The sequence below is a fragment of the Sphingomonas sp. genome (assembly GCF_042091075.1).
Taxonomy (GTDB): Bacteria; Pseudomonadota; Alphaproteobacteria; order Sphingomonadales; family Sphingomonadaceae; genus Sphingomonas.
In genome coordinates this window covers 1-25,190 of record NZ_JBELIE010000032.1, presented here as the reverse complement: position 1 = coordinate 25,190, position 25,190 = coordinate 1, and the positions used below count along the sequence as shown (strand labels likewise).

At 66.6% G+C, this 25,190-nt stretch carries 26 protein-coding genes, 1 tRNA gene and 1 pseudogene; 10 read left to right on the top strand and 18 right to left on the bottom strand.

Going from position 1 to position 25,190, the window contains the following annotated elements:
• Window positions 1-4: 4 nt before the first annotated feature.
• The 5 genes from ACFDSW_RS05135 to ACFDSW_RS05115 are packed head-to-tail and all read right to left on the bottom strand — an operon-like array spanning window position 5 to window position 4,711.
• Window positions 5-1,633, bottom strand: a complete 1,629-nt coding sequence (locus tag ACFDSW_RS05135; RefSeq protein ID WP_375249200.1) for a M20/M25/M40 family metallo-hydrolase — start codon at window positions 1,631-1,633, stop codon at window positions 5-7.
• Window positions 1,633-2,472, bottom strand: coding sequence for an NYN domain-containing protein (locus ACFDSW_RS05130; RefSeq protein WP_375249199.1), 840 nt, complete (start codon window positions 2,470-2,472; stop codon window positions 1,633-1,635). Before ACFDSW_RS05130 ends, ACFDSW_RS05135 begins: the two co-directional genes overlap by 1 nt.
• 60 nt (window positions 2,473-2,532) lie before the next feature.
• The gene (locus ACFDSW_RS05125; protein WP_375249198.1) at window positions 2,533-3,060 is read right to left on the bottom strand and encodes a CinA family protein; all 528 of its coding nucleotides are present in this window, start codon (window positions 3,058-3,060) and stop codon (window positions 2,533-2,535) included.
• The gene (locus tag ACFDSW_RS05120; protein WP_375249197.1) at window positions 3,057-3,584 is read right to left on the bottom strand and encodes a hypothetical protein; all 528 of its coding nucleotides are present in this window, start codon (window positions 3,582-3,584) and stop codon (window positions 3,057-3,059) included. The genes ACFDSW_RS05125 and ACFDSW_RS05120 overlap by 4 nt, the downstream gene beginning before the upstream one ends.
• Window positions 3,581-4,711, bottom strand: a complete 1,131-nt coding sequence (locus ACFDSW_RS05115) for a bifunctional 2-C-methyl-D-erythritol 4-phosphate cytidylyltransferase/2-C-methyl-D-erythritol 2,4-cyclodiphosphate synthase (RefSeq protein WP_375249196.1) — start codon at window positions 4,709-4,711, stop codon at window positions 3,581-3,583. The genes ACFDSW_RS05120 and ACFDSW_RS05115 overlap by 4 nt, the downstream gene beginning before the upstream one ends.
• 81 nt (window positions 4,712-4,792) lie before the next feature.
• Here ACFDSW_RS05115 and dusB point away from each other — a divergent pair, with 81 nt between their 5' ends.
• From dusB to hflX, 7 genes and pseudogenes are all read left to right on the top strand, one after another.
• Window positions 4,793-5,791, top strand: a complete 999-nt coding sequence (gene dusB, locus ACFDSW_RS05110) for a tRNA dihydrouridine synthase DusB (RefSeq protein WP_375249195.1) — start codon at window positions 4,793-4,795, stop codon at window positions 5,789-5,791.
• The gene (locus tag ACFDSW_RS05105) at window positions 5,791-6,849 is read left to right on the top strand and encodes a nitrogen regulation protein NR(II) (RefSeq protein ID WP_375249203.1); all 1,059 of its coding nucleotides are present in this window, start codon (window positions 5,791-5,793) and stop codon (window positions 6,847-6,849) included. Before dusB ends, ACFDSW_RS05105 begins: the two co-directional genes overlap by 1 nt.
• Window positions 6,850-6,851: 2 nt before the next feature.
• On the top strand, window positions 6,852-8,315 hold the full coding sequence (gene ntrC / locus ACFDSW_RS05100; protein WP_375249194.1) for a nitrogen regulation protein NR(I): 1,464 nt from the start codon (window positions 6,852-6,854) through the stop codon (window positions 8,313-8,315).
• 52 nt (window positions 8,316-8,367) lie between these two features.
• Entirely contained in the window at window positions 8,368-10,608 is a 2,241-nt protein-coding gene (locus ACFDSW_RS05095; protein ID WP_375249193.1) for an ATP-binding protein, read from the top strand.
• A 5-nt stretch (window positions 10,609-10,613) separates the two neighbouring features.
• Complete coding sequence (locus ACFDSW_RS05090) at window positions 10,614-11,984, top strand: sigma-54-dependent transcriptional regulator (RefSeq protein WP_375249192.1); 1,371 nt, start codon at window positions 10,614-10,616, stop codon at window positions 11,982-11,984.
• A 104-nt stretch (window positions 11,985-12,088) separates the two neighbouring features.
• Window positions 12,089-12,646: pseudogene (gene hfq, locus ACFDSW_RS05085) on the top strand (RNA chaperone Hfq); the annotation flags it as partial.
• A gap of 9 nt (window positions 12,647-12,655) precedes the next feature.
• The gene (gene hflX, locus ACFDSW_RS05080) at window positions 12,656-13,942 is read left to right on the top strand and encodes a GTPase HflX (RefSeq protein ID WP_375249191.1); all 1,287 of its coding nucleotides are present in this window, start codon (window positions 12,656-12,658) and stop codon (window positions 13,940-13,942) included.
• A gap of 12 nt (window positions 13,943-13,954) precedes the next feature.
• Here the strand turns inward: hflX and mazG are convergent, their stop codons facing one another.
• The 10 genes from mazG to ACFDSW_RS05030 all read right to left on the bottom strand — a co-directional run bounded on the left by mazG (window position 13,955) and on the right by ACFDSW_RS05030 (window position 22,555).
• A complete protein-coding gene (mazG, locus tag ACFDSW_RS05075; protein WP_375249202.1) occupies window positions 13,955-14,701 on the bottom strand; it encodes a nucleoside triphosphate pyrophosphohydrolase in 747 nt (248 codons plus the stop codon).
• A gap of 31 nt (window positions 14,702-14,732) precedes the next feature.
• A complete protein-coding gene (locus ACFDSW_RS05070; protein ID WP_375249190.1) occupies window positions 14,733-14,897 on the bottom strand; it encodes a hypothetical protein in 165 nt (54 codons plus the stop codon).
• The gene (locus ACFDSW_RS05065; RefSeq protein ID WP_375249189.1) at window positions 14,894-15,658 is read right to left on the bottom strand and encodes an MBL fold metallo-hydrolase; all 765 of its coding nucleotides are present in this window, start codon (window positions 15,656-15,658) and stop codon (window positions 14,894-14,896) included. The genes ACFDSW_RS05070 and ACFDSW_RS05065 overlap by 4 nt, the downstream gene beginning before the upstream one ends.
• On the bottom strand, window positions 15,655-16,434 hold the full coding sequence (locus ACFDSW_RS05060) for a TatD family hydrolase (protein ID WP_375249188.1): 780 nt from the start codon (window positions 16,432-16,434) through the stop codon (window positions 15,655-15,657). Before ACFDSW_RS05060 ends, ACFDSW_RS05065 begins: the two co-directional genes overlap by 4 nt.
• The gene (metG, locus tag ACFDSW_RS05055) at window positions 16,434-17,984 is read right to left on the bottom strand and encodes a methionine--tRNA ligase (protein ID WP_375249187.1); all 1,551 of its coding nucleotides are present in this window, start codon (window positions 17,982-17,984) and stop codon (window positions 16,434-16,436) included. The genes ACFDSW_RS05060 and metG overlap by 1 nt, the downstream gene beginning before the upstream one ends.
• Window positions 17,985-18,015: 31 nt before the next feature.
• On the bottom strand, window positions 18,016-19,035 hold the full coding sequence (locus tag ACFDSW_RS05050) for an AAA family ATPase (protein WP_375249186.1): 1,020 nt from the start codon (window positions 19,033-19,035) through the stop codon (window positions 18,016-18,018).
• Window positions 19,032-19,661 carry a dTMP kinase gene (tmk, locus tag ACFDSW_RS05045; protein ID WP_375249185.1) on the bottom strand — a complete coding sequence of 210 codons (630 nt, stop codon included), beginning with the start codon at window positions 19,659-19,661 and terminating at the stop codon, window positions 19,032-19,034. The genes ACFDSW_RS05050 and tmk overlap by 4 nt, the downstream gene beginning before the upstream one ends.
• Entirely contained in the window at window positions 19,658-20,833 is a 1,176-nt protein-coding gene (locus ACFDSW_RS05040) for a D-alanyl-D-alanine carboxypeptidase family protein (protein WP_375249184.1), read from the bottom strand. Before ACFDSW_RS05040 ends, tmk begins: the two co-directional genes overlap by 4 nt.
• A gap of 74 nt (window positions 20,834-20,907) precedes the next feature.
• Window positions 20,908-21,528, bottom strand: coding sequence for a hypothetical protein (locus ACFDSW_RS05035; RefSeq protein ID WP_375249183.1), 621 nt, complete (start codon window positions 21,526-21,528; stop codon window positions 20,908-20,910).
• Window positions 21,512-22,555, bottom strand: a complete 1,044-nt coding sequence (locus ACFDSW_RS05030) for a lytic transglycosylase domain-containing protein (protein ID WP_375249182.1) — start codon at window positions 22,553-22,555, stop codon at window positions 21,512-21,514. Before ACFDSW_RS05030 ends, ACFDSW_RS05035 begins: the two co-directional genes overlap by 17 nt.
• A gap of 98 nt (window positions 22,556-22,653) precedes the next feature.
• On the opposite strand from ACFDSW_RS05030, the gene ACFDSW_RS05025 reads away from it, so the two are divergent.
• From ACFDSW_RS05025 to ACFDSW_RS05015, 3 genes are all read left to right on the top strand, one after another.
• Window positions 22,654-22,743 (top strand) — tRNA-Ser (locus tag ACFDSW_RS05025).
• Window positions 22,744-22,804: 61 nt separating this feature from the next.
• The gene (locus tag ACFDSW_RS05020) at window positions 22,805-23,023 is read left to right on the top strand and encodes a DUF2239 family protein (protein ID WP_375249201.1); all 219 of its coding nucleotides are present in this window, start codon (window positions 22,805-22,807) and stop codon (window positions 23,021-23,023) included.
• On the top strand, window positions 23,020-23,325 hold the full coding sequence (locus ACFDSW_RS05015; RefSeq protein WP_375249181.1) for an alpha/beta fold hydrolase: 306 nt from the start codon (window positions 23,020-23,022) through the stop codon (window positions 23,323-23,325). The genes ACFDSW_RS05020 and ACFDSW_RS05015 overlap by 4 nt, the downstream gene beginning before the upstream one ends.
• Before the next feature lie 89 nt (window positions 23,326-23,414).
• Here ACFDSW_RS05015 and ACFDSW_RS05010 read toward each other — a convergent pair whose 3' ends face one another.
• From ACFDSW_RS05010 to ACFDSW_RS05000, 3 genes are all read right to left on the bottom strand, one after another.
• Complete coding sequence (locus ACFDSW_RS05010) at window positions 23,415-24,167, bottom strand: SDR family oxidoreductase (protein ID WP_375249180.1); 753 nt, start codon at window positions 24,165-24,167, stop codon at window positions 23,415-23,417.
• A gap of 68 nt (window positions 24,168-24,235) precedes the next feature.
• Window positions 24,236-24,523: a hypothetical protein gene (locus ACFDSW_RS05005; protein WP_375249179.1), complete on the bottom strand. Its 288-nt coding sequence runs from the start codon at window positions 24,521-24,523 to the stop codon at window positions 24,236-24,238.
• Between the two features lie 120 nt (window positions 24,524-24,643).
• A complete protein-coding gene (locus tag ACFDSW_RS05000) occupies window positions 24,644-25,006 on the bottom strand; it encodes a hypothetical protein (RefSeq protein WP_375249178.1) in 363 nt (120 codons plus the stop codon).
• Window positions 25,007-25,190: the final 184 nt, after the last annotated feature.

Genomic DNA, 25,190 nt, shown 5'->3' with positions numbered 1-25,190 from the left:
GGCGCTAGCGCCGCGCCGCCGCGCTCTTGTCGCGGATCGCCAGGAATTCGCTGCCCGCGCTCCACGTCGGCCATACGCCCGGCCTCGACAGGCGCTGGCCCATCGCGTGGAACAGGTCGACATCCGCCGCCGCGCCGCGCAGGTCCCAGCGCGCGTCCCAGGTGTCGCAGGTCTTGTGATAGCAGGTCATATAGTCGTCGAGCCATTTCTGCCCCGCAACCTTCCCGCCTGCGACGAGATCCGGGGCACCTCCCAGCGCCATCAGCAGCAACGACGGCACGCCGCGCCGGACGACCGAGAAATGGTCGGCGCGGTAGAAAAGTCCGCGTTCGCTGAATGTCTCGGGGGTGATCGAGCGGCCCTGGGTGGCGGCAGCCGCAGTCAGCAACGAGTCGAGCGAGGACTGGCCGGCACCCACCAGCACGACATCCTTCGCCGGCCCGGTGGTCTGCAAGATATCGAGCGTCAGGTTGGCCGCGGTCTTGTCGAGCGGGAAGAGCGGATGCGTCGCATAATATTCGGAGCCGAGCAGGCCGCGTTCCTCGCCGGTCCATAGCGCGAACACGAGCGTGCGCGCGGGTCGCTTGCCGGCCTTGAACAGTCGCGCCAGTTCCAGCACGCCCGCGACTCCCAGCGCATCGTCATTGGCGCCGGGGCGCAGCGTCCGCCCGGTCGCGTCGGGCGGCCCGTCGCCATAAGCGTCCCAATGCGCGCCGAACATCACGGTCTCGTCGGGCCGGGTCGCACCGGGCAGGGTGGCGATTACATTCGCGCTCTCAACCCGTTCGACCGCTACGCGCGCCTCGGCGGAGAAGGACGGTTTGAGCGCTACGGGGCGGAACGAAGCCGATCGGGCCGCGACCCGCAGCGCCGTCAGATCCAGCCCGGCGGCCTTGAAAAGGCGGTCGGCGGCATCGTGTTCGATCCAGCCCTGCAACGGCACACGGGGATCGTCCGCGCCACGGACGATATCGTAATTCTCGCCGTTCGAGGCGTTGACCGTCGACCAGGGATAGCCGGCCCCGGCGGTATCGTGGACGATCAGCGCCGCCGCCGCGCCGCGACGCGCGGCTTCCTCGAACTTGTAGGTCCAGCGACCATAATAGGTCATGCGACGGCCACCGAACCGGCCGTGCGCATCGTCTCCGGGCCGGGCTTCGAAATCGGGATCGTTGACGAGGAAGACGATCGTCTTGCCACGCACATCAACGCCCTTGAAATCGTCCCATCCCGCCTCAGGTGCGGTGACGCCATAGCCGACGAACACGACCGGTGAATTGGCGATGCTGATCGTTTCCGCCGGACGCACCGAGGTAACCGCGATTTCCTTCCCCTGCGTCAACACGCTGTCGCCGAACCGCAGGCGGGCGTCAGGCGCGACGCGGGTGCGGATCAAGGGGACCTTCTGGACCCACGTGCCGCCGTCTCCGCCAGGCGTGAGGCCCAGGGCGCGGAAGCGGGCCGACAGCCAGTCGATCGTTTTACGTTCGCCCGCGGTGCCGGGTGCACGGCCACCGAAATCGGGCGCGGCCAGTACCTTCACATCCTGAGACATGCGGGCGGGTTCGGCGCGATCTTGCGCGGCGGCGGGGAGGGCGGCCAGCGCGGCGATCAAAAGAGCCGGGATACGCATCAGCGAAGCCGCTTCACGAAAGACTGACCACCCTCGCGCCGTTCGAGTTTGAAATTGCCGACTGATTCGATCAGGTCGGATAATCGTTTGTAGCCATAGTTGCGCACGTCGAAGCTGGATCGATTGGCCGCCAGCTGCCCCATCGCGGAGAGATTGACGAAGCCCTTTTCGTCGCGCTTCGACGCATCATAGGCGTCGATCAGCAACTTCAGCAGTTCGTCGTCCACCGGCAGCTTCGGGCGGGCGGCGATCGGTGGCGGCAGCGAGTCGGCAAAGGGCACGTCCACCGTCACCTGGCGACCCGCAGCCGGCGTCGCCGCGGGCGCGGCGGTGGCGGCGGCGGCAGCCGGGGCGGACGTGGGCGTGGCCGTCTCCTCATCCTCTACCGGCAGAGAGATCGCATTGACGTCGATGAAGCGGGTGCAGGCGCGGCGAAACGCCTCCGGCGCGCGGCTGGTGCCGAAGCCATAGACGGGAATGCCTTCCTGTCGGATGCGCATCGCCAGCGGCATGAAGTCCGAATCGGAGGACATGATGCCGAACGCCTCCACCTTGCCGCGAAACAGCAGGTCCATCGCGTCGATCGTCATCTTCATGTCGGTCGCGTTCTTTCCCTTGGTCAGATCGAACTGCTGCTGCGGTTCGATGCCGTGCTTGACGGTCATATCGCGCCACGAATTCAGCGCCGGCTTGGACCAATTGCCGTACACACGCCGGACGTTCACCGTGCCCAGCTCTGCCAGCACGGTCAGCACCGGGTCGAGCGTCGCGGCGGACGCATTGTCGGCGTCGATCAGGAGAGCGACGTTGCGGGTGGGTGTCGTATCGTCAATGGCCATCAGCGGTGCATCGACCGGGTCGGCAGCGCCGTCAATCGATTAGCGAGCGACGCGCGGATTCTATCGGTCGCCGCCCGGCATCAACAGGTCGAGCGCGCACAAGGCCGCCTGCAATCGAACGCCGCCGCGCCCCAGATCGCCGAAGAAGCGCTTGTCGGCGACAACATCGGCCGGATCGCCGCCCCGCTCGGCACGTGCGAACACGACCGTGCCGACGGGCTTCTTCTCGCTGCCGCCGCCCGGCCCGGCGACGCCGGTGATCGCAACCGCGACATCCGCCTCCGACTTGGCGAGGGCGCCCTGTGCCATGCTCCACGCCACCGCGATCGACACCGCGCCAAACGTGTCGAGCACGTCGCTGCTGACCTGCAGCAGGTGGCGCTTCGCCTCGTTGGAGTAGGTGACGAAACCCGCCTCCAGGACATCCGATGAACCGGGTATCTCGGTCAACGCCGCGCAGACCAGTCCGCCGGTACAGCTCTCGGCGACCGCGACGCGGCGGCCCTGGGCACGATTGGCCTCCACCACCCGACGCGCAGCGGTGACCAGTTCGTCGGGCAGCGTCAATTCGGTCCGGGCGTCGGTCATGGGGCCTCGGGCGCGGGGCAAACGGGGAGGTCGGGGATGCGGTTCTGCCGACCCTTGGCCTTTTCGGCCTTCAGATATTGCAGCGTCGCGACCACGATGCCCGCTGTATTGCGCGCGGGCAGCGGCTCGAGCAACGTCACCAGTCGATCGAGCGTCCCGCAATCGGACGGCTGGATCTTGCCCGTGATCTGCGGCGCGAACAGCGATGTCAGCATGGTGCGAGCATAGTCGCTCATCAGCAGCAATTCCACCGCCGGATCGCTCAGCTTTGCGATGGCGCTGCGCGCGGCAGGCCAGGCCCGATCCGCCTCCGCATCATATTTCGCGATGAACGGCCCATCGGTACGTCGCAACAGGCTTTTGGCGGGCAGGCCGACGCAGACGCGCCCGGCGTCGCGGATCACTTCCGGCATCGCGACCAGCGCGATCGCCTCCGCATCCGCTGCGCTGAGACACCGCGTCTGCGCGACCGCCGGGGCGGCGGCCAGCGACGCCGCGAGCGCCACCGCCAAGGCGGCCTTCATGCCGAAGCTCCCGCCGGCAGCGTGATCGTCGCCATCGCCTGCGCGGCAATGCCCTCACCACGCCCGGTGAAGCCCAATCGTTCGGTGGTCGTCGCCTTCACACTCACCCGATCGGTCGTGAGGCCGCAAAGTTCCGCGATCCGCTGCTGCATCGCCGCGCGGTGCGGGCCGATCTTCGGTGCCTCGCACATCAGCGTAAGATCGATGAAGGTGATCGTGCCGCCCTTCGCCTCGACCAGTTGGCGGGCATGTTGCAGGAACTGCCCCGATTCGGCGCCGCGCCATTGCGGATCGCTGGGGGGGAAGTGCGTGCCGATGTCCCCCGCCGCGATCGTGCCCAGCACCGCGTCGGTGATCGCGTGGAGCGCGACGTCCGCGTCACTGTGCCCGGACAATCCCTGATGATGCGGGATCCGAACGCCGCCGAGCCACAGGGCCTCGCCATCCTCCAGTCGATGGACGTCGAACCCCGACGCGGAGCGCGTCTCGCGGGCGCCCAGCCGGGCCTCCGCCGCGGCGATGTCGGCAGGGAACGTGATCTTTTCCAGCATCGGATCTCCTTCGATCAGCGCGATGGCATGGCCGGCGGCGCGCACCATCTGCGCATCGTCGGTCGCCTCGCCGCCGGTCCAGCCCGCATGCGCCGCGACGAGCGCCGCCATGTGAAAGGCTTGTGGCGTTTGCACGCGATACAATCCGTCACGGGGCGTGACGGCGGCGGCGTGGTCGACCAGCGTATCCGCGACCGGCAGCACCGGGATCGCGCCCGAATGCGTATCGAGTGCCGCGAGCAAGCGATCGATCACCGCCGGCGGCAGGAACGGCCGTGCGGCATCATGGATCAGGATACGGCTCGCCCCGTCCAGCGCGGCGAGCCCGGCCGCAACCGACGCGCGCCGGGTCGCACCGCCCATCACGAATGTCGCGCCGGGAACGGCGGCGTGCAGCGCCTCCTGCTGGCCCGTGCCAATCGCGACCAGCACCTGATCGATGGCGGGGTGTCGTGAGAGCGCCGCGTGGCTCCAGGCCAGCATCGCCTGGCCGCCGATCGGCCGATATTGTTTCGGTAGGGCGCTGCCGCTGCGCGAGCCGGTGCCGGCGGCGACGATAAGGGCGACGGTCGTCATGGTGCCGCGCCTAGCCCGTCCACGTGCCGCTTGCCAGACTCACCATGCTCTATTAATTGCCCATTTTTCAGGCACACCATCATGCAACAATTGACGCCCATTCAGATCGGCCCGGTGCGGATCGATCAGCCCGTCGTTCTGGCGCCGATGACCGGCGTCACCGATCAGCCGTTCCGTACCCTGGTCCGCCGCTACGGCTCGGGCCTCAACGTCACCGAGATGATCGCCAGCCAGGCCGCGATCCGCGAAACGCGCCAGTCGATCCAGAAGGGGGCATGGCACCTGTCGGAAGAGCCGGTCTCGATGCAGTTGGTCGGCTGCACCCCCTATGAGATGGCGGAGGCGGCGAAGCTGGCGCGTGACAAGGGCGCCGCGATCATCGACATCAACATGGGGTGCCCGGTCCGCAAGGTGACCAACGGCGATGCGGGTTCGGCGCTGATGCGCGACCTGTCGCTGGCGACCGGGATCATCAAGGCGATCGTCGCGGCGGTCGATGCGCCCGTCACGCTGAAAATGCGGATGGGCTGGTGCCACGACAGCCTCAACGCGCCCGAACTGGCACGTATATCTGAAGATCTCGGCATCAAGATGGTGACGGTGCACGGCCGTACCCGCAATCAGATGTACAAGGGCCACGCGGACTGGGGCTTCATCCGCCGAGTGAAGGAAGCGGTGACGATCCCGGTGATCGCCAATGGCGATATCTGCGGCATCGAGGACGCCGAAACCGCGCTCGAACAATCCGGCGCCGATGGCGTGATGATCGGCCGTGGTGCTTATGGCAGGCCGTGGCTGCTGGCGCAGGTGATGCATTGGTTCGCAACCGGGGAGCGTCTGCCCGATCCCTCGATGGACGAGCAATATCGCGTTATCGCCGAACATTATGAGGCGATGCTCAGTCATTATGGCACGTTCACCGGGGTGAACATGGCCCGCAAGCATATCGGCTGGTACACCAAGGGCATCCCCGGTTCCGCCGAGTTCCGCAACAAGGTCAATCAGGAGGCCGATGCCGACCGCGTCAGGGCGATGTTGCGTGATTTCTACGCGCCGTGGCGGATGCAGGACGCCGCGTGATGCTCACCCAGCGTGGACCGACGCCGTCGGAGCTTCTGGCGGCGCTGCCGGTGGCTCTTTTGGTGGTCGACCCGGACGATCGGATCGCGCGCGCCAACGCCGAGAGCGAGACGCTGCTCAACCTTTCCGAACGCGCGTTGATCGGACAACCGATTCACGCGATCCTGACGCTGCCGGCAAGCGCGACGCGGCGCGAAGGACATGGCTTCGCCGCCTTTGATATCGAGGTGCCGACGGCGCGTGGCGCGCGGCTGCGGATCGACATGATCGAAGCCGAGGTGGTCGACCATCCCGGCTGGCGGACGATCACCCTGCATCATGCGGGTGCGTCGCGGCGGCTGGGGCTGTCGTCGGAGCGCGCGGCGGCGGCACGATCGGCGGTCGGGGCGGCGGCGATGCTGGCGCATGAGATCAAGAACCCGCTGTCGAGCATTCGCGGGGCGGCGCAGCTGATCGCGGACGGCGCCGCGCCGGACGACCTGACACGGCTGATGATCGCGGAGGTGGATCGCGTCGCTGCGCTGATCGACCATATGGAGAATTTCACCGACACCCGTCCACGCGACGTCGCACCGCTGAACATCTATCCGCTGCTGGCGCATGCCCGCGAGGTCGCGCTGGCGGGTTTCGCGCGCGGCATCACGATCGAGGAGCGCTACGATCCCTCGCTGCCGTCGGTACTCGGCAACCGCGACGCGCTGCTGCAGATCGTGCTCAATCTCCTGAAAAACGCGGCGGCTGCCCTGGGAGATCGTGGCGAACGCCGGATCACGCTCGCCACCGCCTATCGCCACGGGATCACCGTGCCGAGCGGCAAGGATGGCGCGCGCGTCGCGCTGCCGATCGAGATTTGCGTCATCGACACCGGCCCCGGTGCGCCCGAGGACATCGCGGACCATCTGTTCGATCCATTCATCTCGAGCCGTCCGGAAGGGAAGGGGCTGGGGCTTGCGCTGGTCGACAAACTGATCCGCGACATGGGCGGGATCGTGCAATATGCCCGTGAGGGCCATCCGCATCAGACCGTGTTCAGGCTGTTGTTGCGGCGCGCCAACTGATCATGCCGCAGCGCTCTCCGACGGTCGGCCGGGTCCTGTTGGTGGACGACGACGATTCGATCCGCACCGTGGTCGCCCATGCGCTCCGCCGCGCGGGTCATGACGTGCGCACCGCCGCCAGCCTGGTCGAACTGGATCGCGAGATGCGACAGTCCGCCCCGGACGTGTTGTTGACCGACGTGGTTCTGCCCGACGGCGACGGGATCGACCATGCCGCGGCGGTATTGCGCGATCATCCGACGTTGCCGATCATCGTCCTGTCCGCGCGCAACACGCTGACCACCGCGGTCCGCGCGAACGAGGCGGGGGCATATGACTATCTGCCCAAGCCGTTCGATCTCGATACGCTGACCCGCGCGGTGACCGCCGCGCTGGAACGACGGATCGGCGCCAGCACGCAGCCGGAGGAAGCGGACGATCCGTCGCTGCCGCTGATCGGCCGCTCGCCGGCGATGCAGGAAGTGTATCGCGTGATCGCCCGCGTCGTTTCGAACGACCTGACGGTGCTGGTGTCGGGCGAATCGGGCACCGGCAAGGAACTGGTGGCGCGGGCGATCCACGATCTCGGCGGGCGGAAGGCCGCGCCGTTCGTCCCGATCAACATGGCCGCGATCCCGCGCGAGCTGATCGAGGCGGAATTGTTCGGGCATGAGCGTGGCGCCTTCACGGGCGCGGCGCAACGAAATGCCGGCCGGTTCGAGCAGGCGGCGGGAGGCACCCTGTTCCTTGACGAAATCGGCGACATGCCGATCGAAGCGCAGACGCGCCTGTTGCGGGTATTGCAATCGGGCGAGTTCACCACGGTCGGCGGCGCACGCACGATCCGCGCCGACGTGCGGATCGTCGCGGCGACCAACCGCGATTTGCAACAGGCGGTCGCGTCGGGCCAGTTCCGCGAGGACCTCTATTATCGTCTGAACGTGGTGCCGATCGCGCTGCCGCCGCTGCGCGACCGGCGCGGCGATATCGCGGAACTGGCGCGCCATTTCCTCGATCGCGCTGCCGAGGCGGGGCTCAAGCGCAAAACGCTCGACGCCGCGGCGGTGGACGTGCTCGAGGCGCACGACTGGCCCGGTAACGTGCGCGAGCTGGAAAACGTCATGCGGCGGCTCGCGGCGCTCTCGCGCGACGATCATATCGGCGCCACCGAGGTGCGCGCGACGATCGGCGGCGGCATGCCCGCCGGGCAGGATGCCTTGCCCGATCCCGGCATCGACGCAGCGGTGCGTGCGATGATCGAGCGGCTGGCGCGACAGGATCCGCGCGCGCTGGACGACGGTTCGCTCTATGCGCGGATCATCGGGGAGGCGGAGCGGCCACTGATCGAGGCGATGCTGGCCCGGCACGGTGGCAACCAGTTACGGGCGGCACGGGCGATTGGATTGAATCGCAACACCTTGCGTAAGCGACTCGACATGCTGGGGATCGATACGACGACGCGCCCGCCGGCCCCCGCCGACGGATGAAGCGACGAAATATGTGTTCCTGATGCAACAGTGATGTTGTAGCGAAGGTGCGATGAACGCGGGAGTTCCGCCCTCCTCCTATGCGTCGCCGGGACCGGCGGCCCGTTTCAGCGTGACGCCCGCGCTCGAACTCGCCGCGCTCGGGGCGGCGGTGGCGCTGGCGGTCGGCAGCTACTTCATCGTCCGCGGGGAGGGGGATCCGGCCGGGTTGCTCGCGCCGCCGGTGATCGCGCTCCTGCTGGTATCGAACCTCGTGGCGGGGATCGTGCTGCTGATGCTGCTGGGCCGGCGCATCGCGCACAGCCGCGCGGCGCGCTCGCTGGTCGGCGGGGAAGGGCGGCTGCATGTCCGCCTGGTATTGTTGTTCTCGGTGGTGGCGGCGGTGCCGGCGCTGCTGGTCACGATCTTCGCGTCGCTCCTGTTCCAATATGGCGTCCAATTCTGGTACTCGGATCGGGCGCGCGGCATGTTCGAGAATGCCGCATCTCTGACGCGCGCGTCCTACGATCAGATCATCCAGCGCTGGGACGATGCGACAGTGACGATGGCCGACGATCTGTCGGCCTTCCTGCGCGAACAGCCGATCGACAGCGCGGGCTTTCCCGATTTCTTCGGTCGCCAGGTCTATTATCGCAGCCTGTCGGAGGGGGCGCTGTTCGCGGTGAACCCGCGTGGCGGGTTGCAGACGCTGGCGGTGGTGAATCCCTATGAGATCGATCTGGCGCGCCTCATCACACCGCGAGCGATCGCACGGCTGAAGGGCGAGCGGCGCAGCGTCGTGATCGTTACCGGGGATCGTATCCAGGTCTTCACGCGGCTGCCCGGTTCGGAAGATATCTACCTCTACGCCGCGCGCGTGACCGATCCCAAGGAAATGACGACGCAGACCGCGCGGGCAGAGGCGGCGCTGGTCAATTATCGGCAGCTGCTGGCGCGGGCGCGTTCGCTGCAGTTGCAGTTCAATGCCGCTTTGCTGATCGTGTCGCTGCTGATCGTCGGGGTCGCGGTGTGGATCGCGCTGGCGGTAGCGGACCGGCTGGTCCGGCCGGTGGGAGAATTGGTCGACGCCGCGCGTCGCGTCGAGGGCGGAGACCTGTCGGCGCGCGTGCCGGACACGCTGGAGCGTGACGAGGTCGGGACGCTGTCGAACGCCTTCAACAGCATGACCGCGCGGCTTCATACGCAGAATACCGCGCTGGTGACCGCTTATGCGCAGCTCGACAACCGCCGCGCGCTGATCGAGGCGGTGATGTCAGGCGTGTCGGCGGGGGTGATCTCGATCGACGGCCGCGACCGCACGATCCGGCTGATCAACAGTTCTGCGCAGACGTTGCTGGCGCTGGACGCCTCGCCGGTTGGCCGGCCGCTCGCCGAGGTCGCACCCGAACTCGCGCCGTTTCTGGAGGGCGGGGCGCGCGAGGCGGCGGTGCAACTGACGATCGAGGGCGAGCCGCGTACCTTCGCGGTGCGGATCGCGCAGGACAGCACCGGTCCCGTCATCACCTTCGACGACATTACGCAGCAACTCGCCGATCAGCGCCGCGCCGCCTGGGCCGATGTCGCGCGCCGGATCGCACACGAGATCAAGAATCCGCTCACTCCGATCCAGCTCGCCGCGGAACGGCTGCAGCGGCGGTACGGCGGGAAGGTGGAGGTGGGTGATTCCACCTTCGCTCGGCTGACCGATACGATCGTGCGCCAGGTCGGCGACCTGCGCCGCATGGTCGACGAATTTTCCTCGTTCGCGCGCATGCCCAAGCCGGTGTTCCGCGAAGAGGCATTGGTGGATATCGCGCGCCAGACGATGTTCCTTCACGAAGTGGCACATCCGGGTATCCGCTTCGCGCTGGTGCATGACGATCCCGGCCCGGTGCTGGTCTGCGACCGGCGGCAATTGGGGCAGGCGCTGACCAATATCGTCAAGAATGCGGTGGAGGCGGTGGAGGCCGCCGATGCGGTCGAAGGCGCGATCACGATGACGCTGGCGCAGGCGGCCGACCGGGTGACGATCAGCGTCGCCGACAATGGCGTCGGCCTGCCGGTCGAACGCGAACGCATCGTCGAACCCTATATGACGACGCGGGCGCGCGGCACCGGCCTGGGCCTGGCGATCGTCAAGAAGATCGCCGAGGAACATCTCGGCACAATTGCCTTTACCGATCGGGCGGGCGGGGGGACGGTCGTCACCCTGTCGTTCGATGCAAGTCTGCTGGCGCGCCTGGCGACCAGCGACGATCAGCATGCGCAGGATGACGGTCGCACGATCGCCGCTCTCACGAGGAACCGACTTTGAAGACCATGGCGATTGACATCCTTGTCGTCGACGACGAACTCGACATCCGCGAACTAGTCGCGGGGGTGCTCGAGGACGAGGGCTACGACACGCGCATGGCGGGCGACAGCGACGCCGCGCTGGAGGCGATCGCGACGCGCCGGCCCAGCCTCGTCCTGCTCGACGTGTGGTTGCAGGGATCACGGCTCGACGGCCTGGACCTGCTGGAAGAGATCAAGCGGCGCGATCCGTCGATTCCGGTGCTGGTGATTTCGGGCCACGGCACGCTCGACACCGCCGTCGCCGCGATCCGCAAGGGCGCGGCGGATTTCATCGAGAAACCGTTCCAGGCCGAACGCCTGTTGCTGATGGTCGAGCGGGCGACCGAGACCGAACGATTGCGCGCCGAAGTGGCGTCGCTCCGCGCTGCATCGGGGCGTGGCACCGACCTGACCGGCAGCTCGACCGCGGTGAACGCGGTGCGCGCCACCCTGAAGCGTGTCGCGGGCACCGGCAGCCGTGTGTTGATCATGGGGCCAGCGGGCGTCGGCAAGGAAGTCGCGGCGCGGCTGCTGCACGGCTGGAGCCAGCGCGCGCATGCCAATTTCGTGATCGCCAGCACCGCGGGGATGAGCCCGGAGCGTGTCGAGGAGGAATTGTTCGGGGTGGAGGAGGGGGGCGACCTCGTTCGTACCGGTCTGCTCGAACAAGCGCACGGCGGCACGTTGTTTCTCGACGAAATTGCGGACATGCCGTCGGCGACGCAGGCGCGGATCCTGCGCGTGCTGACCGACCAGAGTTTCACCCGCGTCGGCGGGACGCGGGTGGTGAAGGTGGACGTGCGGGTCGTTTCCGCCACCGCGCGCGACCTGACGAACGAAATCGCGGAAGGCCGCTTCCGTGAGGATCTCTATTACCGGCTCAACGTCGTGCCCGTCACGATCCCTCCGCTGGCGGAACGGCGCGAGGATATCCCGCCGCTGGTGGAGCATTTCGTGGCGCATTACGCGACCGAACGGCGCGTGCCGGTGCCTGAGATCGCGACCGATGCGCTGGTCGCGCTGCAATCCTACGACTGGCCGGGCAACGTTCGCGAATTGCGCAATGTGGTGGAACGCACGATCATTCTCGCCCCGGGTGACCGGATCGGCCGGATCGACCTCGATCTGTTGCCTGCCGAGGTGTTGGGAGGGCAGGAAACCGGTGCCGGCACGACCGCCATCATGGGCGCCCCCCTCCGCGAAGCGCGCGAGACGTTCGAGCGCGAATATCTGCGCGTCCAGATTCGTCGTTTCTCCGGCAATATCTCGCGGACGGCCAGCTTCATCGGCATGGAGCGATCCGCGCTGCACCGGAAGCTCAAGCTGCTGGGAATCACCGAAACGCGCGATGAATAAGCGTCGCGGTTTCGGCCGCGCGCGCGATCTCGCCATATAAGTCCCATCTGGACGCCGCGCCCGGCCGTCCCTAGCTATGGGCAGCCTGCTTCCAGCGGCATTGACCGACGCCGGCAACGGCGCAGCCCGCGGGGAACCTCCCGCCAAAAACAAGGACGACGCATCCCATGGCCGATCAAAAGCAGACCTCGCTGCAGGACCTGTTCCTCAACGCGCTGCGGAAATCGAAAACACCCGTCACGATGTTCCTCGTCAAGGGGGTCAAGCTCCAGGGTATTGTCACCTGGTTCGACAATTTCTCGGTGCTGCTGCGGCGCGACGGCCAGTCGCAATTGATCTACAAGCATGCGATCTCCACGATCATGCCCGCGGGCACGGTCGATGTCGCGGGGATCGTCGGCCAGTTGGTGGACAATCCCAAGAAGCAACCGCTACTGCAGGATATCTTTCTGTCGGCGGTACGAAAGTCGGAAGATCCGGTGACGATGTTTCTCGTCAACGGAGTGATGCTGCAAGGCGCCATCGCAGGCTTTGACCTGTTCTGTATGCTGTTGCAGCGCGACGGCATGGCACAATTGGTGTATAAGCATGCGGTATCGACGATCCAGCCGTCACGCCCGCTGAACCTCGCGGAGGAGAGCGGCGAGGGTGAGGAGGATTAAGGCCCCCGCGTGAGCACCGGTTTCGAACGCGACCACGATGATGTCGCGCGCGGCGCGCGCGCGATCGTCGTCTATCCCGATCTGGGCGGCTCCTCTCGGGACGCCGATGCGCGTCTGGAGGAGACGGCCGGATTGGCGGAGGCGATCGGCATCGTCGTCGTCGAACGTGTGTCGTTTCGCGTGCGCCCCCCCCGGGCGGCGACGCTGATCGGCTCCGGCCAGATCGAGGATCTCGCCACCCGGCTGCGGATGGAGGAGGCGTCGCTGGTGGTGGTCGACGGCAGTCTGACGCCGATCCAGCAACGCAATCTGGAAACCGGGCTGGAAGCCAAGGTAATCGACCGTACCGGGCTGATCCTGGAAATTTTCGGTGAGCGGGCGGCGACCGCCGAGGGACGGTTGCAGGTCGAACTGGCGCATCTCGACTATCAGTCGGGCCGGCTGGTGCGGAGCTGGACTCACCTTGAGCGTCAGCGCGGTGGCTTCGGTTTCCTGGGCGGGCCGGGCGAAACGCAGATCGAGGCGGATCGTCGGTTGATCCGCGATCGTATGGCGCGGTTGCGCCGCGAGCTGGATCAGGTAACCCGCACGCGCGGCCTGCACCGGGATCGCCGTCAGCGCGCGCCATGGCCGGTGATCGCGTTGGTCGGCTACACCAACGCCGGCAAGTCGACGCTGTTCAATCGCGTGACAGGTAGTGACGTCATGGCGGAGGACCTGCTGTTCGCCACGCTCGATCCGACGCTCCGCCAGATCAGCCTGCCGGGGGTGGACAAGGCGATCCTGTCCGACACCGTGGGCTTCGTATCCGAATTGCCGACGCAGCTTGTGGCCGCGTTCAAGGCGACCCTTGAAGAAGTGGTGTCAGCGGATTTGCTGATCCATGTCCGCGACGTGGCCCACCCCGATACCATTGCGCAGAAAGCGGATGTCGAGGCCGTGCTCGCCGAGGTCGGCGTGACCGAGACGACGCCCCGGATCGAAGCCTGGAACAAGCTTGATCTGTTGCATGGCGAAGCGCGGGAGGATCTGCTGGCGGAGGCGGCGCGACGCGACGACGTGATCGCGATCTCGGCGCTGACCGGGGAGGGGATCGACACCCTGATCCGCGCCGTCGGCGATCTGCTGACCGCCGGGCATCAGCGTTATACGATCACGCTGGATGCCGCCGACGGCGCGCGTGCGGCATGGTTGCATGCACATGGCGAGGTGCTCGATCAGGACGTCGAGGGCGATCGCATCATCTATGAAGTGCGTATGGCCCCCGCCGATTTCGAACGGTTCGACGCGCGCTAGGGCGCGCTCTGGTCAGTCCCGTTCGCTGGCCTTCGCCTGCTGCCACAATGCTTCCTTCGCATCGAGATCGAGGGACGCGAAATCATCGCCGCCGGTTGCCTCCATCGCCCGGAAACGCCTCTCAAACTTGCGGTTCGCCGCACGCAGCGCGGCTTCGGCATCGACGCCAAGATGCCGTGACCAGTTGACGACAGCAAACAGCAGGTCGCCGATCTCTTCCGCGCGATGATCCTGGTCGATCGCCTGTTCGACCTCGGCGATCTCCTCGTCCAGCTTCGCGCGCGGGCCGAGGGCGTCAGGCCAGTCGAAACCGACCCGCGCCGCGCGCCGTTGCAGCTTCTCGGCACGCAACAGGGCGGGCAGGCCGGCAGCGACGCCATCGAGCGCGCTCGACTGCCCCTTGCCGGCGCGTTCGGCGGCCTTGACCTCTTCCCACCGATGGTGGCCACCGTCGGCGGCGCCGGCGAAGATATGCGGATGGCGGCGCTCCATCTTGTCGCTGATCGCGTCGACGACGTCGTTCAACGCGAACAGGCCGGCCTCTTCGGCGATACGGCTGTGGAACACGACCTGGAGCAGCAGGTCGCCCAGTTCGTCCTTCAACTCCGCCGGATCGCCACGCTCGATCGCATCCGCGACCTCATAGGCTTCCTCGATCGTGTACGGCGCGATCGTCGCGAATGTCTGCGCGCGATCCCAGTCGCAGCCACCGGGACCACGCAGCGTCGCCATGATCGTCACCAACCGATCCATCACCATCCTCACCAAACACCAAAACTGATAATATACATTATGTAAATAACGTGATGGCGAACCATAAGGCGGCGAAGATGGCGATCCACGCCGCCCCATAGATCGCGGTGGTCCGCAGCGGCAGCCGTCGCGCCGCCAGTGCGGTCATGGGCAGGATCAGTACCAGCAGCAGGATCAGCGCGGAGCCGATCTGGCCGCTCACCAGCAACGCTCCCAGCCGTCATAGCCCGGTGCGGTTCCGACGGGCAGTTCACGCTCCAGCGTGGCGTGATCCATTGACTGGTCCATATGGATCAACCGCGCCTCGGTCGGTCGCAACTTGTCGATCCAGTGCAGCGCTGTCGCCAGATCGAAATGCGTCGGATGCGGACGACGCCGCAGCGCATCGACAATCCACAGGTCCAGCCCGGCATACAGGGTCTGCATCGCATCGGTCATCGCATGGACGTCGGTAGCGTAACCGACGGACACACCGCCCGCATCGAAACGTAGCCCCGCCGAGGTGATCGAGCCATGCGGCTGATCGGTGACGCCGATGCGGATCGCGCCGATCGTCAGGGTATCATCCAGAAGGCTCAGCGTCGCTGTCGGAGGATATCCGTCATGCCCGGTGAAGACATAGCCGAACTGGTGCCGCAGTACCTCTGCGGTCGATGCCCGCGCATAACCCGGCACCGGATGCCCGAGCGCGTGATAGATCTGCCGCAGGTCGTCGATGCCGAAGACATGGTCGGCATGGGCATGCGTCCAGATGACCGCATCGACCGTGCCGATCGCGGCGGCGAGCAATTGTTCGCGCATATCGGGGCCGGTATCGACAAGGATCCGGGTGCCGGCATGCTCGACGAGCAAGGCGGCGCGCGTGCGGCGATTGCGCGGATCGTTCGGGTCGCAGCTACCCCAGTCGTTGCCGATCCGCGGTACGCCGGACGAGGTGCCGGATCCGAGGATGCGGACTTTCACGCAGCAACTGTCTTATTGAACAGAGCGTGGAAGTTTCGGGCCGTATAGTCCTGCAACTCCTCCACATTCTCTCCGCGCAGCTTGGCCAGAAACGCCGCTGTATCGGCGACGAAACCCGGCTCGCCCGTCTTCCCGCGATGCGGCACTGGCGCCAGGAAGGGCGCGTCGGTTTCGATCAGCAGCCGCTCTTTGGGCAGCCGCGACGCGGTCGCCTGCAAGGCCGTCGCGTTGCGAAACGTCACGATCCCCGAGATCGAAATGTATAGCCCCAGATCGAGCGCCTTGTCGGCGAAGGCATCGCTGGCGGTGAAGCAGTGGATCACCCCGGTATAGGCCCCCTCCTCCATCTCCTCCCGCATCAACGCGGCGGTATCGTCCTCCGCCTCACGGGTATGAACGACGATCGGCACGCCCGCTTCGCGCGCGGCGACGATATGCGCGCGAAAACTCGCTTGCTGGCGGGCGCGGTCGGAATGATCGTAATGATAATCGAGCCCGCTTTCGCCGATCCCGACGACGCGCGGGTGTCGCGCACGCTCGACCAGTCGGGCGGTATCGACATGCGGATGCTGGTCCGCCTCATGCGGGTGAATGCCGACTGTCGCCCAGACGTCCGGCTCACGTTCCGCCGTGGCCAGTACCGCGTCCCACTCGCTTTCCCGCGTGGCGATGTTCAGCATCGCGGTGACGCCGCGGGCCCGCGCCCGTTCCAGCACCTCGCCCTGAACTTCGGCCAAGCCCTTGTAATTGAGGTGGCAATGGCTGTCCGCCAGCATCACGCAGCCTCCGTTTCCGCTGGCATCTCCAGCCTTGGGAAGGCCGGGCTGGGCGTGGCGATCGTGAAACCGGCGGCGGCCTGACGTGCGTACCAGCCGTCATCGTCGACCGCGGCATGGTCGCGCGCCTCCGCACCGAGCAGATCGAGGATGCGGCCCGCGCCGATCGGCACCACCGGCAGGATCGCGATCGCCAGCATGCGGATCGCGCGCACCAGCGTGCCGAGCACGGCGTGCATCCGCTCTGGATCGGTCTTGCGCAGCGTCCATGGCGCCTGGACATCGATATATTGGTTGCAGGCATAGACACCCCGCATCCACGCTTCGATCCCCTGGCTCAGCATCAGATCGCCAAACGCCGCCTTCAATGCGGCGCAGGCGACGACGACCTCCTCGATCAATTGAGCGTCGGCCGGATCGGCGCGCCCTTCATCCGGCAGCGCGCCGCCCAGGTTCTTCGCGATGAAAGACAGGCTGCGCTGCGCGAGATTGCCGAAGGCGTTCGCCAATTCCGCATTCACCCGCGTGACAATCGCTTCCGCCGAATAGCTGCCATCCTGTCCGAAGCTGACCTCGCGCAGCAGGAAATAGCGCAACGCATCGACCCCGAAAGCATCGATCAGCTGATCGGGGTAGACGACGTTGCCGAGACTTTTCGACATCTTCTCGCCACGTTGGAGGACGTGCCCGTGCCCGAACACCGTTTTGGGCAATGCGATGCCCGCCGACATCAGGAACGCCGGCCAATATACCGCGTGGAAGCGGACGATGTCCTTGCCGATCAGGTGCAGGTCCGCCGGCCAGTAGGGCATGTCGCCATCGGGATAGCCCGCCCCGGTCAGGTAGTTGGTCAGCGCGTCCACCCAGACGTACATCACATGGCCGGGGCTGTCCGGCACCGCCACGCCCCAATCGAAGCTCGTCCGCGATACCGACAGGTCGGACAGTCCTCCCTCGACGAAGCGCAGGATCTCGTTGCGGCGTGATTCCGGCCTGATGAAGTCTGGCTGGGCGGCATAGAAATCGAGCAATGGCTGCTGATATTTCGACAGCCGGAAGAACCATGTCTCCTCGGCGGTCCAGGTAACGGGCGTGCCTTGCGGCGAAAGCTTTGCCCCCCCTTCCCCGTCGATCAGTTCCTTCTCGTCGTAGAACGCCTCGTCGCGGACCGAATACCAGCCCTCGTAACGATCGAGGTACAGATCGCCCGATGCGGCCATCGCTTGCCAGATTGCCTGGCTCGCGCGGTGATGATCGTCGTCCGTGGTGCGGATGAAGCGATCATAGCTGATCTGCAAAGCATCGCACATCTCACGGAAATATCCGGACATTTCATCCGCCAACGCACGCACGTCGACATTCTTGTCGCGCGCTGTCTGCACCATTTTCAGGCCATGTTCGTCGGTGCCGGTCTGAAAACGGACGTCGCGCCCCGCCTGCCGTTGGAAGCGCGCGATCGCATCGGCCGCGATCGCCTCATAGGCGTGGCCGATATGCGGGCGGCCGTTGGGGTAGCTGATCGCGGTGGTGATATAATAAGGCTGTGCCATACAGCGCTCCTACCGCGCGGCGCGACGCAAGTCAGCCCCGCCGGCGGTCGTCCGTTGGCGCAAGCCGTGCCACGATGCCGGCGAGTTCGTGCACCGTCCCCTGCGGGTCGAGCGACAGGCCGCGTGCCGCCGCCGCGACCTGCCGTGACTCGTCATAAGCGTCGAGCACCACGCGCAGATCCTCGCCCGTCCGCATCCCGGCCGCCCGTGCGATGACGCTCGGCACGCGATCCAGAAACGCTTCATAGCGTGGCTGCGCTGCCTTCGGCGACAATTGCCGGGCCAGCGCGGCGCGGCGGGTCGCCGATCGGTCGCCATCGCGGGCGATCGCCTCCAGCGCGGCGTCGATCTCCCCAATTTCGAGCCCGGCATAGCCGAGTGCCTTGCCCGGCGCGCCTTCGCCGAACCGCACCAACGTGGCGATTTCCTCGCCATCGGCATCGGGCATCGCATCGCCCAGCACCCCGGCCATGTCCGCATCCGACAAGGGATTGAAGCGCAAAACGCGACACCGCGACCGGATCGTCGGCAAAAGCCGCCCGGGGGCGTGGCTGATCAACAGGAAGATCGTGCCCGATGGCGGTTCCTCCAGGCTTTTCAGCAAGGCGTTCGAAGCGCCGGGCCGCTCCAGCTCGTCAGCCGCGTCGATGACGATCACCCGACGTGGTGACAGCGACGGCTTGACGCCAAGGAACGGCCCGAGCGAGCGGACCTGATCCACCGTGATGCTGCGCGCCAGCTCTTCACTCGCGCCGTCAGCCGTCTTGGCCGGATCCTTTTTCGGCAGGCGCTGCAACTCGCGATAGTCCGGGTGCGAGCCAGCCGCGAACAACGCCGCCGCCTGATGGCTCGCCGGCACCTCCAACGTGCCGGACGGCAATGACCCCGGCGTCATTCCCTCGGCCAGCAGTCGCAGCGCGGCGGCGCGCGCGAACGTCCCCTTCCCCACTCCCTGTGGCCCGGCGAGCAGCCAGGCATGATGGATTGCGCCACTGGCATTGGCGGCCAGCAGCGCCTCGATCGCCGGCTGATGCCCGCGGAGCATTGTCACACCAGCCAGTCCGCCAGCGCCGCGATGATCATCCCCGTCACCGCCGTGGCCGGCTGGCTGGCGTCGACGCGACGGAACCGCGCCGGGTCTTCCATCGCGAAACGCTCGAACGCGGCGGCGACATCGGTATGGAAGGCGGGGTCGCGGGCGGCAAACCGATCCGCCGCCGCACCGTCGCGCCGCAACGCCCGGGCATTGCCCGCCGCGACCGGCAGTGCGAGCAGAAAGGTGCGATCCGGCAGCAGACCGGCGGAGCCGAAGCGATGCAGCGCGAGGATCGCCTCATCCGTCAAGCCGCCGGCGACGCCCTGATACGCGCGGCTCGAATCGACGAAACGGTCGCAGATCACCCAGCGCCCGGCGGCAAGGGCCGGTCGAATCACTGTCTCGACATGATCGGCGCGCGCGGCGGCGAACAGCAATGCCTCGCTCTGCGCGCTCCAGCGGCCCGCCTCACCCTGCATCAGCAGAGCGCGGATCGCCTCCGCCCCCGCGCTGCCACCGGGTTCGCGCGTCACGAGCGTGTCGATACCGCGCTGCTCCAATGCCGCCGCCAGCGCGTGCGCCTGCGTCGATTTTCCCGCTCCTTCCCCGCCCTCCAGGCTGAGGAAGCGCCCGCTCGTCATCCGAACAGGCCGGTGAAGCCATGCCAGGCGCGGCGGAAGAAGCCCGCTTCGCCCACGTCGCTACCGGCGACCAGCGGCATCGTCTGATCGGGCAGGCCCGGCATGGAGACAACCAGATCGGCGACATGCGCGCCCTGTTTGATCGGCGCGGTGAGCGGACCGTTATAGACGATCTTGCCCGCCAGTTTGGGGCGCGTTCCCGATGGAACGGTAACGCTCAGATCCTTGGGCGCCACCAGTTGCACCTCGCCGCTATCCCCCATCTGCACAGCGGCGCTACCGACGGTACGGCCCGACTTCACCACCGGCCGGGCCTGCCATGCCCGGAAGCCCCATTCCATGAAGCGCACCGATTCGCTCGCGCGCTGGTTGAACGAAGTCAGCCCGGCGAGCACCATCACCAGCCGCCGCCCGTTCTGTTCGGCCGAGCCTGTGAAGCCATAGCCAGCTTCCTCGGTGTGCCCGGTCTTCAGCCCATCGGCGCCCGCGACCCGCCCTAGCAGCGGATCACGATTGGCCTGGGTGATCGCCTGTCCCCCGCCCATCGTCTTGCCCCAGGTGAAATCGCGGCGGCTGTAGAATTGCTTGTACAGCTTGGGATGTTCCTGGATCGTCGCCGCGGCCAGTTTGGCAAGGTCGCGCGCGGTGACGTAAGTGACGCCGCCATCCGGCCAGCCGTTCGACGTGCCGAAATGGCTGTTGGTCAACCCCAGCTTGTTCGCACTTTCGTTCATCCGCTCGACAAACGCCTGCTCGGTGCCCGAAATTCCTTCGGCCAGCACCACACAGGCATCGTTCCCGGACAGGGTGACGATCCCGTACAGCAGGTTCGCGACCGACACGCGCTCACCGGGCGACAGGAACATCGTCGAGCCCGCCGCCGGGCCGTGCCACTTCTGCCAGGTTTCCGGCCGCACCTCGAATTCGGTGTTCAGCTTCAGGTCGCCTGACCGGATCAGCTGGAAGGCGGTATAGACCGTCATCATCTTCGCCATCGACGCCGGGGGCATGCGGCGATCGGCACCCTTGGCGAACAGCACCGCGCCCGAGGACAGATCCTCCATGAACGCGACCGGCGCGGGCGTGTCGAACTGCGGCGCGGCGGCGACGGCGGGATAGGCGATCGCCACGACGGCGGCGGGAAGCGCGATAGCGGTCAACAGCTTGGTCATCGAATACTTCCGTTGTCGGTGCGGGGGTGATCCGGTGGATCGATACGCCGCCATAATCGGACGGCGGCGAGACGTCACGTGCCGGCGGCGGATTTTCGCGCGCGGGGTTTGCGGACCGGGGGCCGCGCCGGGGCGCGCGACGTGACGGCGGGCGCAGGCAGTTGCCGGCGCAGCGCGCGGAGCACCGCCTCCGGCGTATCGAGCCGGGATGTGGCGGGTTCGCCATTGCGCAGCGCCGCGATATCACCCGGCATCGGCTGAACGGCGCGGATGCGCACGCCCGCGCCGGGCATCACGCCCAGCAACGAGCGCGCCGCTCCCGAAAGCGCGATGTCGCGCTCCGGCACTGCCGCGCCTCCCTCCACCGGCACCAGGATCGTCCGCCCCGAATCGAGGGCGGTGACCTCGACGAAACTGCCGGGCGGCAGTGCGCGATGAAAGGCCGTGATACCCGTTGCTGACGGCGCCTCGACCACGAAACCGACCGCGTCGTAACGTGATGGCGTGCTACTGCCGGCGGTCGCGGACGGCCCCGTGGCCTCGTTCAGGCCGGCGGGTGCCGCGACGGCGGGCGGAACCGAGAGCGTGACCGCCGGAACGTCCTGCTCCGCCGGCGTATCGACGCGCTGCGCCACGGCGGCGGCGGGGGCCAGCATCGCCACCGTCAGGCCCACCGCGCTAATCAGCGATCGCATCGGCCAGCAACCCTACCGACAAGGCATAGAAGTTCGAGCAATTGTAATCGAGGATGACGCGGTAATTGTGCGTCAGCAGATAGGCGGTACGGCCCGGTCCATCGGGCTCGATCAGCGTTGCCTGCACGCGATCGTCCGGCCAGCGACCGCTTTGTGGCACCATTCCCAGCGCGCGCCATTCCGCCATCGTCCGCCAACCGCTATGCCGCTCGAACACCCGCGGGCAGCGCGGCGATACCAGCCGGTTGCGCACCTCGCCGCGCGAGAAGCTCGCCGGCACGTCGACCGCGATTCCCCAAGGCTCGCCCGGACGCCAGCCCGCCATCGTGAAATAATTGCCGATTGACGCCAGCGTATCGGCGGCGCTGTTCCAGATGTCGGCCCGGCCGTCGCCGTCCGCATCGCGCGCCAACCGCAGATATACCGACGGCAGGAATTGCGGATTGCCCGTGGCGCCGGCCCAACTGCCCACCAGACGGTCGCGCGGGACGCCGCGATCGATCATCATCATCGCGGCGATGAACTCTCCCTCGAACAGCGGGCGGCGCCGCCCCTCATATGCCAGCGATGCCAGACTGCGCAGCAGGTCGAAATTGCCCGTGTACGAGCCGTAGTTGGTTTCGTGCCCCCAGATCGCGACCATGATCTGTTCGGGCACACCCGTTTCCGCCTCGATCCGCGCCAGTCGCCCGCGCTGCGCGAGATAGGTCGAGCGGCCCCGGCTGATCCGCGCGGCATCGACATGCGTCGCGCGATAGGGCGCGAACATCGAGACGGGCGCATTGGGGCTGCTCTCCGGCTGCTGCCGGTCGAGCGCGATCACCCGCTGATTCAGGGTCAGTGTCGGCAGCACCGCATCGAGGGTGGCCGGACGGACCCCCGCCGCCAGCGCGCGTCCCCGCACCTGTTGCAGATAGGCCTGGAAGCCCGTCTCGTCCTGCGCGATTGCCGGGCTGGTGACCGACAGCGCGACCGCAGCCGCAGCGATCCGTCGCCAGCGGCGGATGAAAGTGAAAACCCCCGTCATGCCGCCAGTTAGTCGCACAGCCTGCCGGCCGACGAAACCGTCAATCATCGTCAGGCTTGCACGATCGGTCGCAGCCCGCCAAAGCGCTCCTCCGGTACGGAGGGATGGCCGAGTGGTTTAAGGCAGCGGTCTTGAAAACCGCCGTGGGTTCACGCTCACCGTGGGTTCGAATCCCACTCCCTCCGCCATCTTGGCCGAAATGATTAATTTTGAGAGCGGCCGACCACCGAATGCCGCCGATTTCCTGATATTCCCCTCGCTTACGCGAAAGGGCTGATTTCCGGTTCGCTGGCGGATGTCGCCATTGCGGTTGCGCGCTCTGCGAAGGTGACAGAGGCGGCTCTAATATTCGACGATGCGACAGGTGCTGTCATCGATCTTGATCTGCGCGGCAGTAATGCGGAGATCCTCCAACTGCCCCTTTCGGAAATACCATATCCCACTGGCACGGAAGGCACGCGGTCATGAATATCGCAAAGGCGAATGGCATCGAACTCGCCTGGGATAGTTTCGGCGATGCCGATGCCGAGGCGATCCTGCTGATTTCCGGGCTCGGTACGCAGATGATCCGTTGGAGCAGTCCCTTTTGCACCGGGCTCGCCGCCAGGGGGTATCGCGTCATCCGCTTCGACAACCGGGATGCCGGCCGCTCCACGCATTTCCGCATGTCCGCCGCGCCGGATTTCGGAGAGTTGGCTTCCGCACTGATGGCCGGACGCCAGCCTGACGTACCCTATACGCTTCCTGCACGACGGATAGTGTCTCCATGAGTATCAGGGACCTATCACAATGCGATAGTTCTCATCCTCGTCAGGCACTGTCCGCCACTTGAGCGAGGCGCTCCGCTGCTTCGCGACGCCTACATCTTCACCGCGGCATTGCCGCCGTCGGCCCATAGCGCTGATCCCGTCACGAAGCTCGCCATGTCGCTGGCAAGGAACAAGGCGGCCTGGGCGATTTCGACGGGTTGCGCGATCCGCTTCATCGCGTGCAGGCCGGCGGCCCATTCGCGTTGGGCATCGTCCCCCGCCATGTCGGTGGCGGTGCCACCCGGCAGGAGCGCATTGGCGCGGATGCCGGCAGAGGCGTAATCCGCCGTTATGCCTCGAACCAGGCCCATGAGGCCCGCCTTGGCGGCACCATAGGCCGCCATGCCCGGCAAGCCGACGCTGTTGCCCACGAAACTGCCCGTGAAGACAAGCGCGCCGCCGCCTTGCTCGATCATCGCCGGGATCTGCGCTCGCGCACCCAGAAACGCCGCGGTCAGGTTCACCGCCAGCACCTGCGACCATATGGCAGGCTCCAGCTCCGCCAGCGGTGCCATGGTCCCCACCATACCGGCATTGTTGAGCGCGATATGCAGTCCGCCGAACGTGGTGCGTGCGGCTGCGACAGCCTCCGTATGGGTGCGATCTTCCGCAACGTCTCCGGTCACCGCGAGCGCGCGGGCGCCTAGGTCGTTGATCTCCCTGACCGTCGCGGCCAGCGGCGCTTGTCGCCGGCCGACGAGCACCACGGATGCTCCGTGGGCGGCAAACAGCAGCGCGGCCGCCTTCCCAATGCCCGAACCGGCGCCCGTGATGATGGCTACCTTGCCCTCCAGCAGATTCATTCGACCCTCCGTTGATGACGGCGGGTCGCTAACAAGCCACGCTGTCACGTGCGCCCCGTTCCTTGCCGTCAAACACCTGGGCGCCGATCGCGCAAAAGCCCGGGGGTCAGGAACCGCGGCCACCAGCGACAGGCGCGAAGGGCTTCCGGGGTTTCCTGTCCGGTGATTGTCCACAGCCTGTCTGCGCTGGCGGGGGCGAGGGCAAGGCGCTCCGGGTGGTAGCGTTTGGGATCGCGCAAGGTGATGGAAACCCTGTTCGCTTCATGAGAGTGCCACGCCGAGCGTTCCGGCGAACAGGCCGAGCCCGCGCGCCAGATGTCGCCGGCGGCGGCCACCCCATCGTCGCCGAGCGCCATGGGCGCTTGCCAGACTGTGAAGGTAAACCTCAATATCAAATAGTTACGGCTGTTTTCTCGTGCTCGCCCCTATCATCGGCGCGGTCGGCCACACCGCACGATACAGGCGACCGTACACGATCAGCCGGGTTCGCGGCCCGTCAGCACCCAGGCGAGGGCATCGTCATAGCTGGAAGCGAAGCGGGTGAAGGGTTGATTGAAGATACGACGCACCTGCAAACGGACCAGCGTCGTTCCCGTGACGATCGCCAGCGCCCGCGCATGCTTCATCTTCGTCAGATGCTCTCCCATCGCGGCGACCATGTCCTGCCCCTGAACCGGGCATCGCGACACGTCGATGATGAGGGCATAGCTTGCCAGCCGGGCGGCGGCGATCCGACCGATCAGGTCACGGACCAGCTCATTGCCCTCGGCAGGCGACAGCAGCCCTTCCATGTCCAGCCTGATCAACGCATGCTTCCGGTCGACAACGATCTTGTACATGGGGGTCCTCCAGCATCGCCAGACTAGACCCGGATCATTGTCGAATTTGCTAACGCGCGATGCACCACATATCCCGCCGCCCGCTCTGCTGACGGCGAATGATGGCCTGACCGGCGCGGATCGTGGAGGATGGCTCCCTGAGTAGGATTCGAACCTACGGCCGCTCGATTAACAGTCGAGAGCT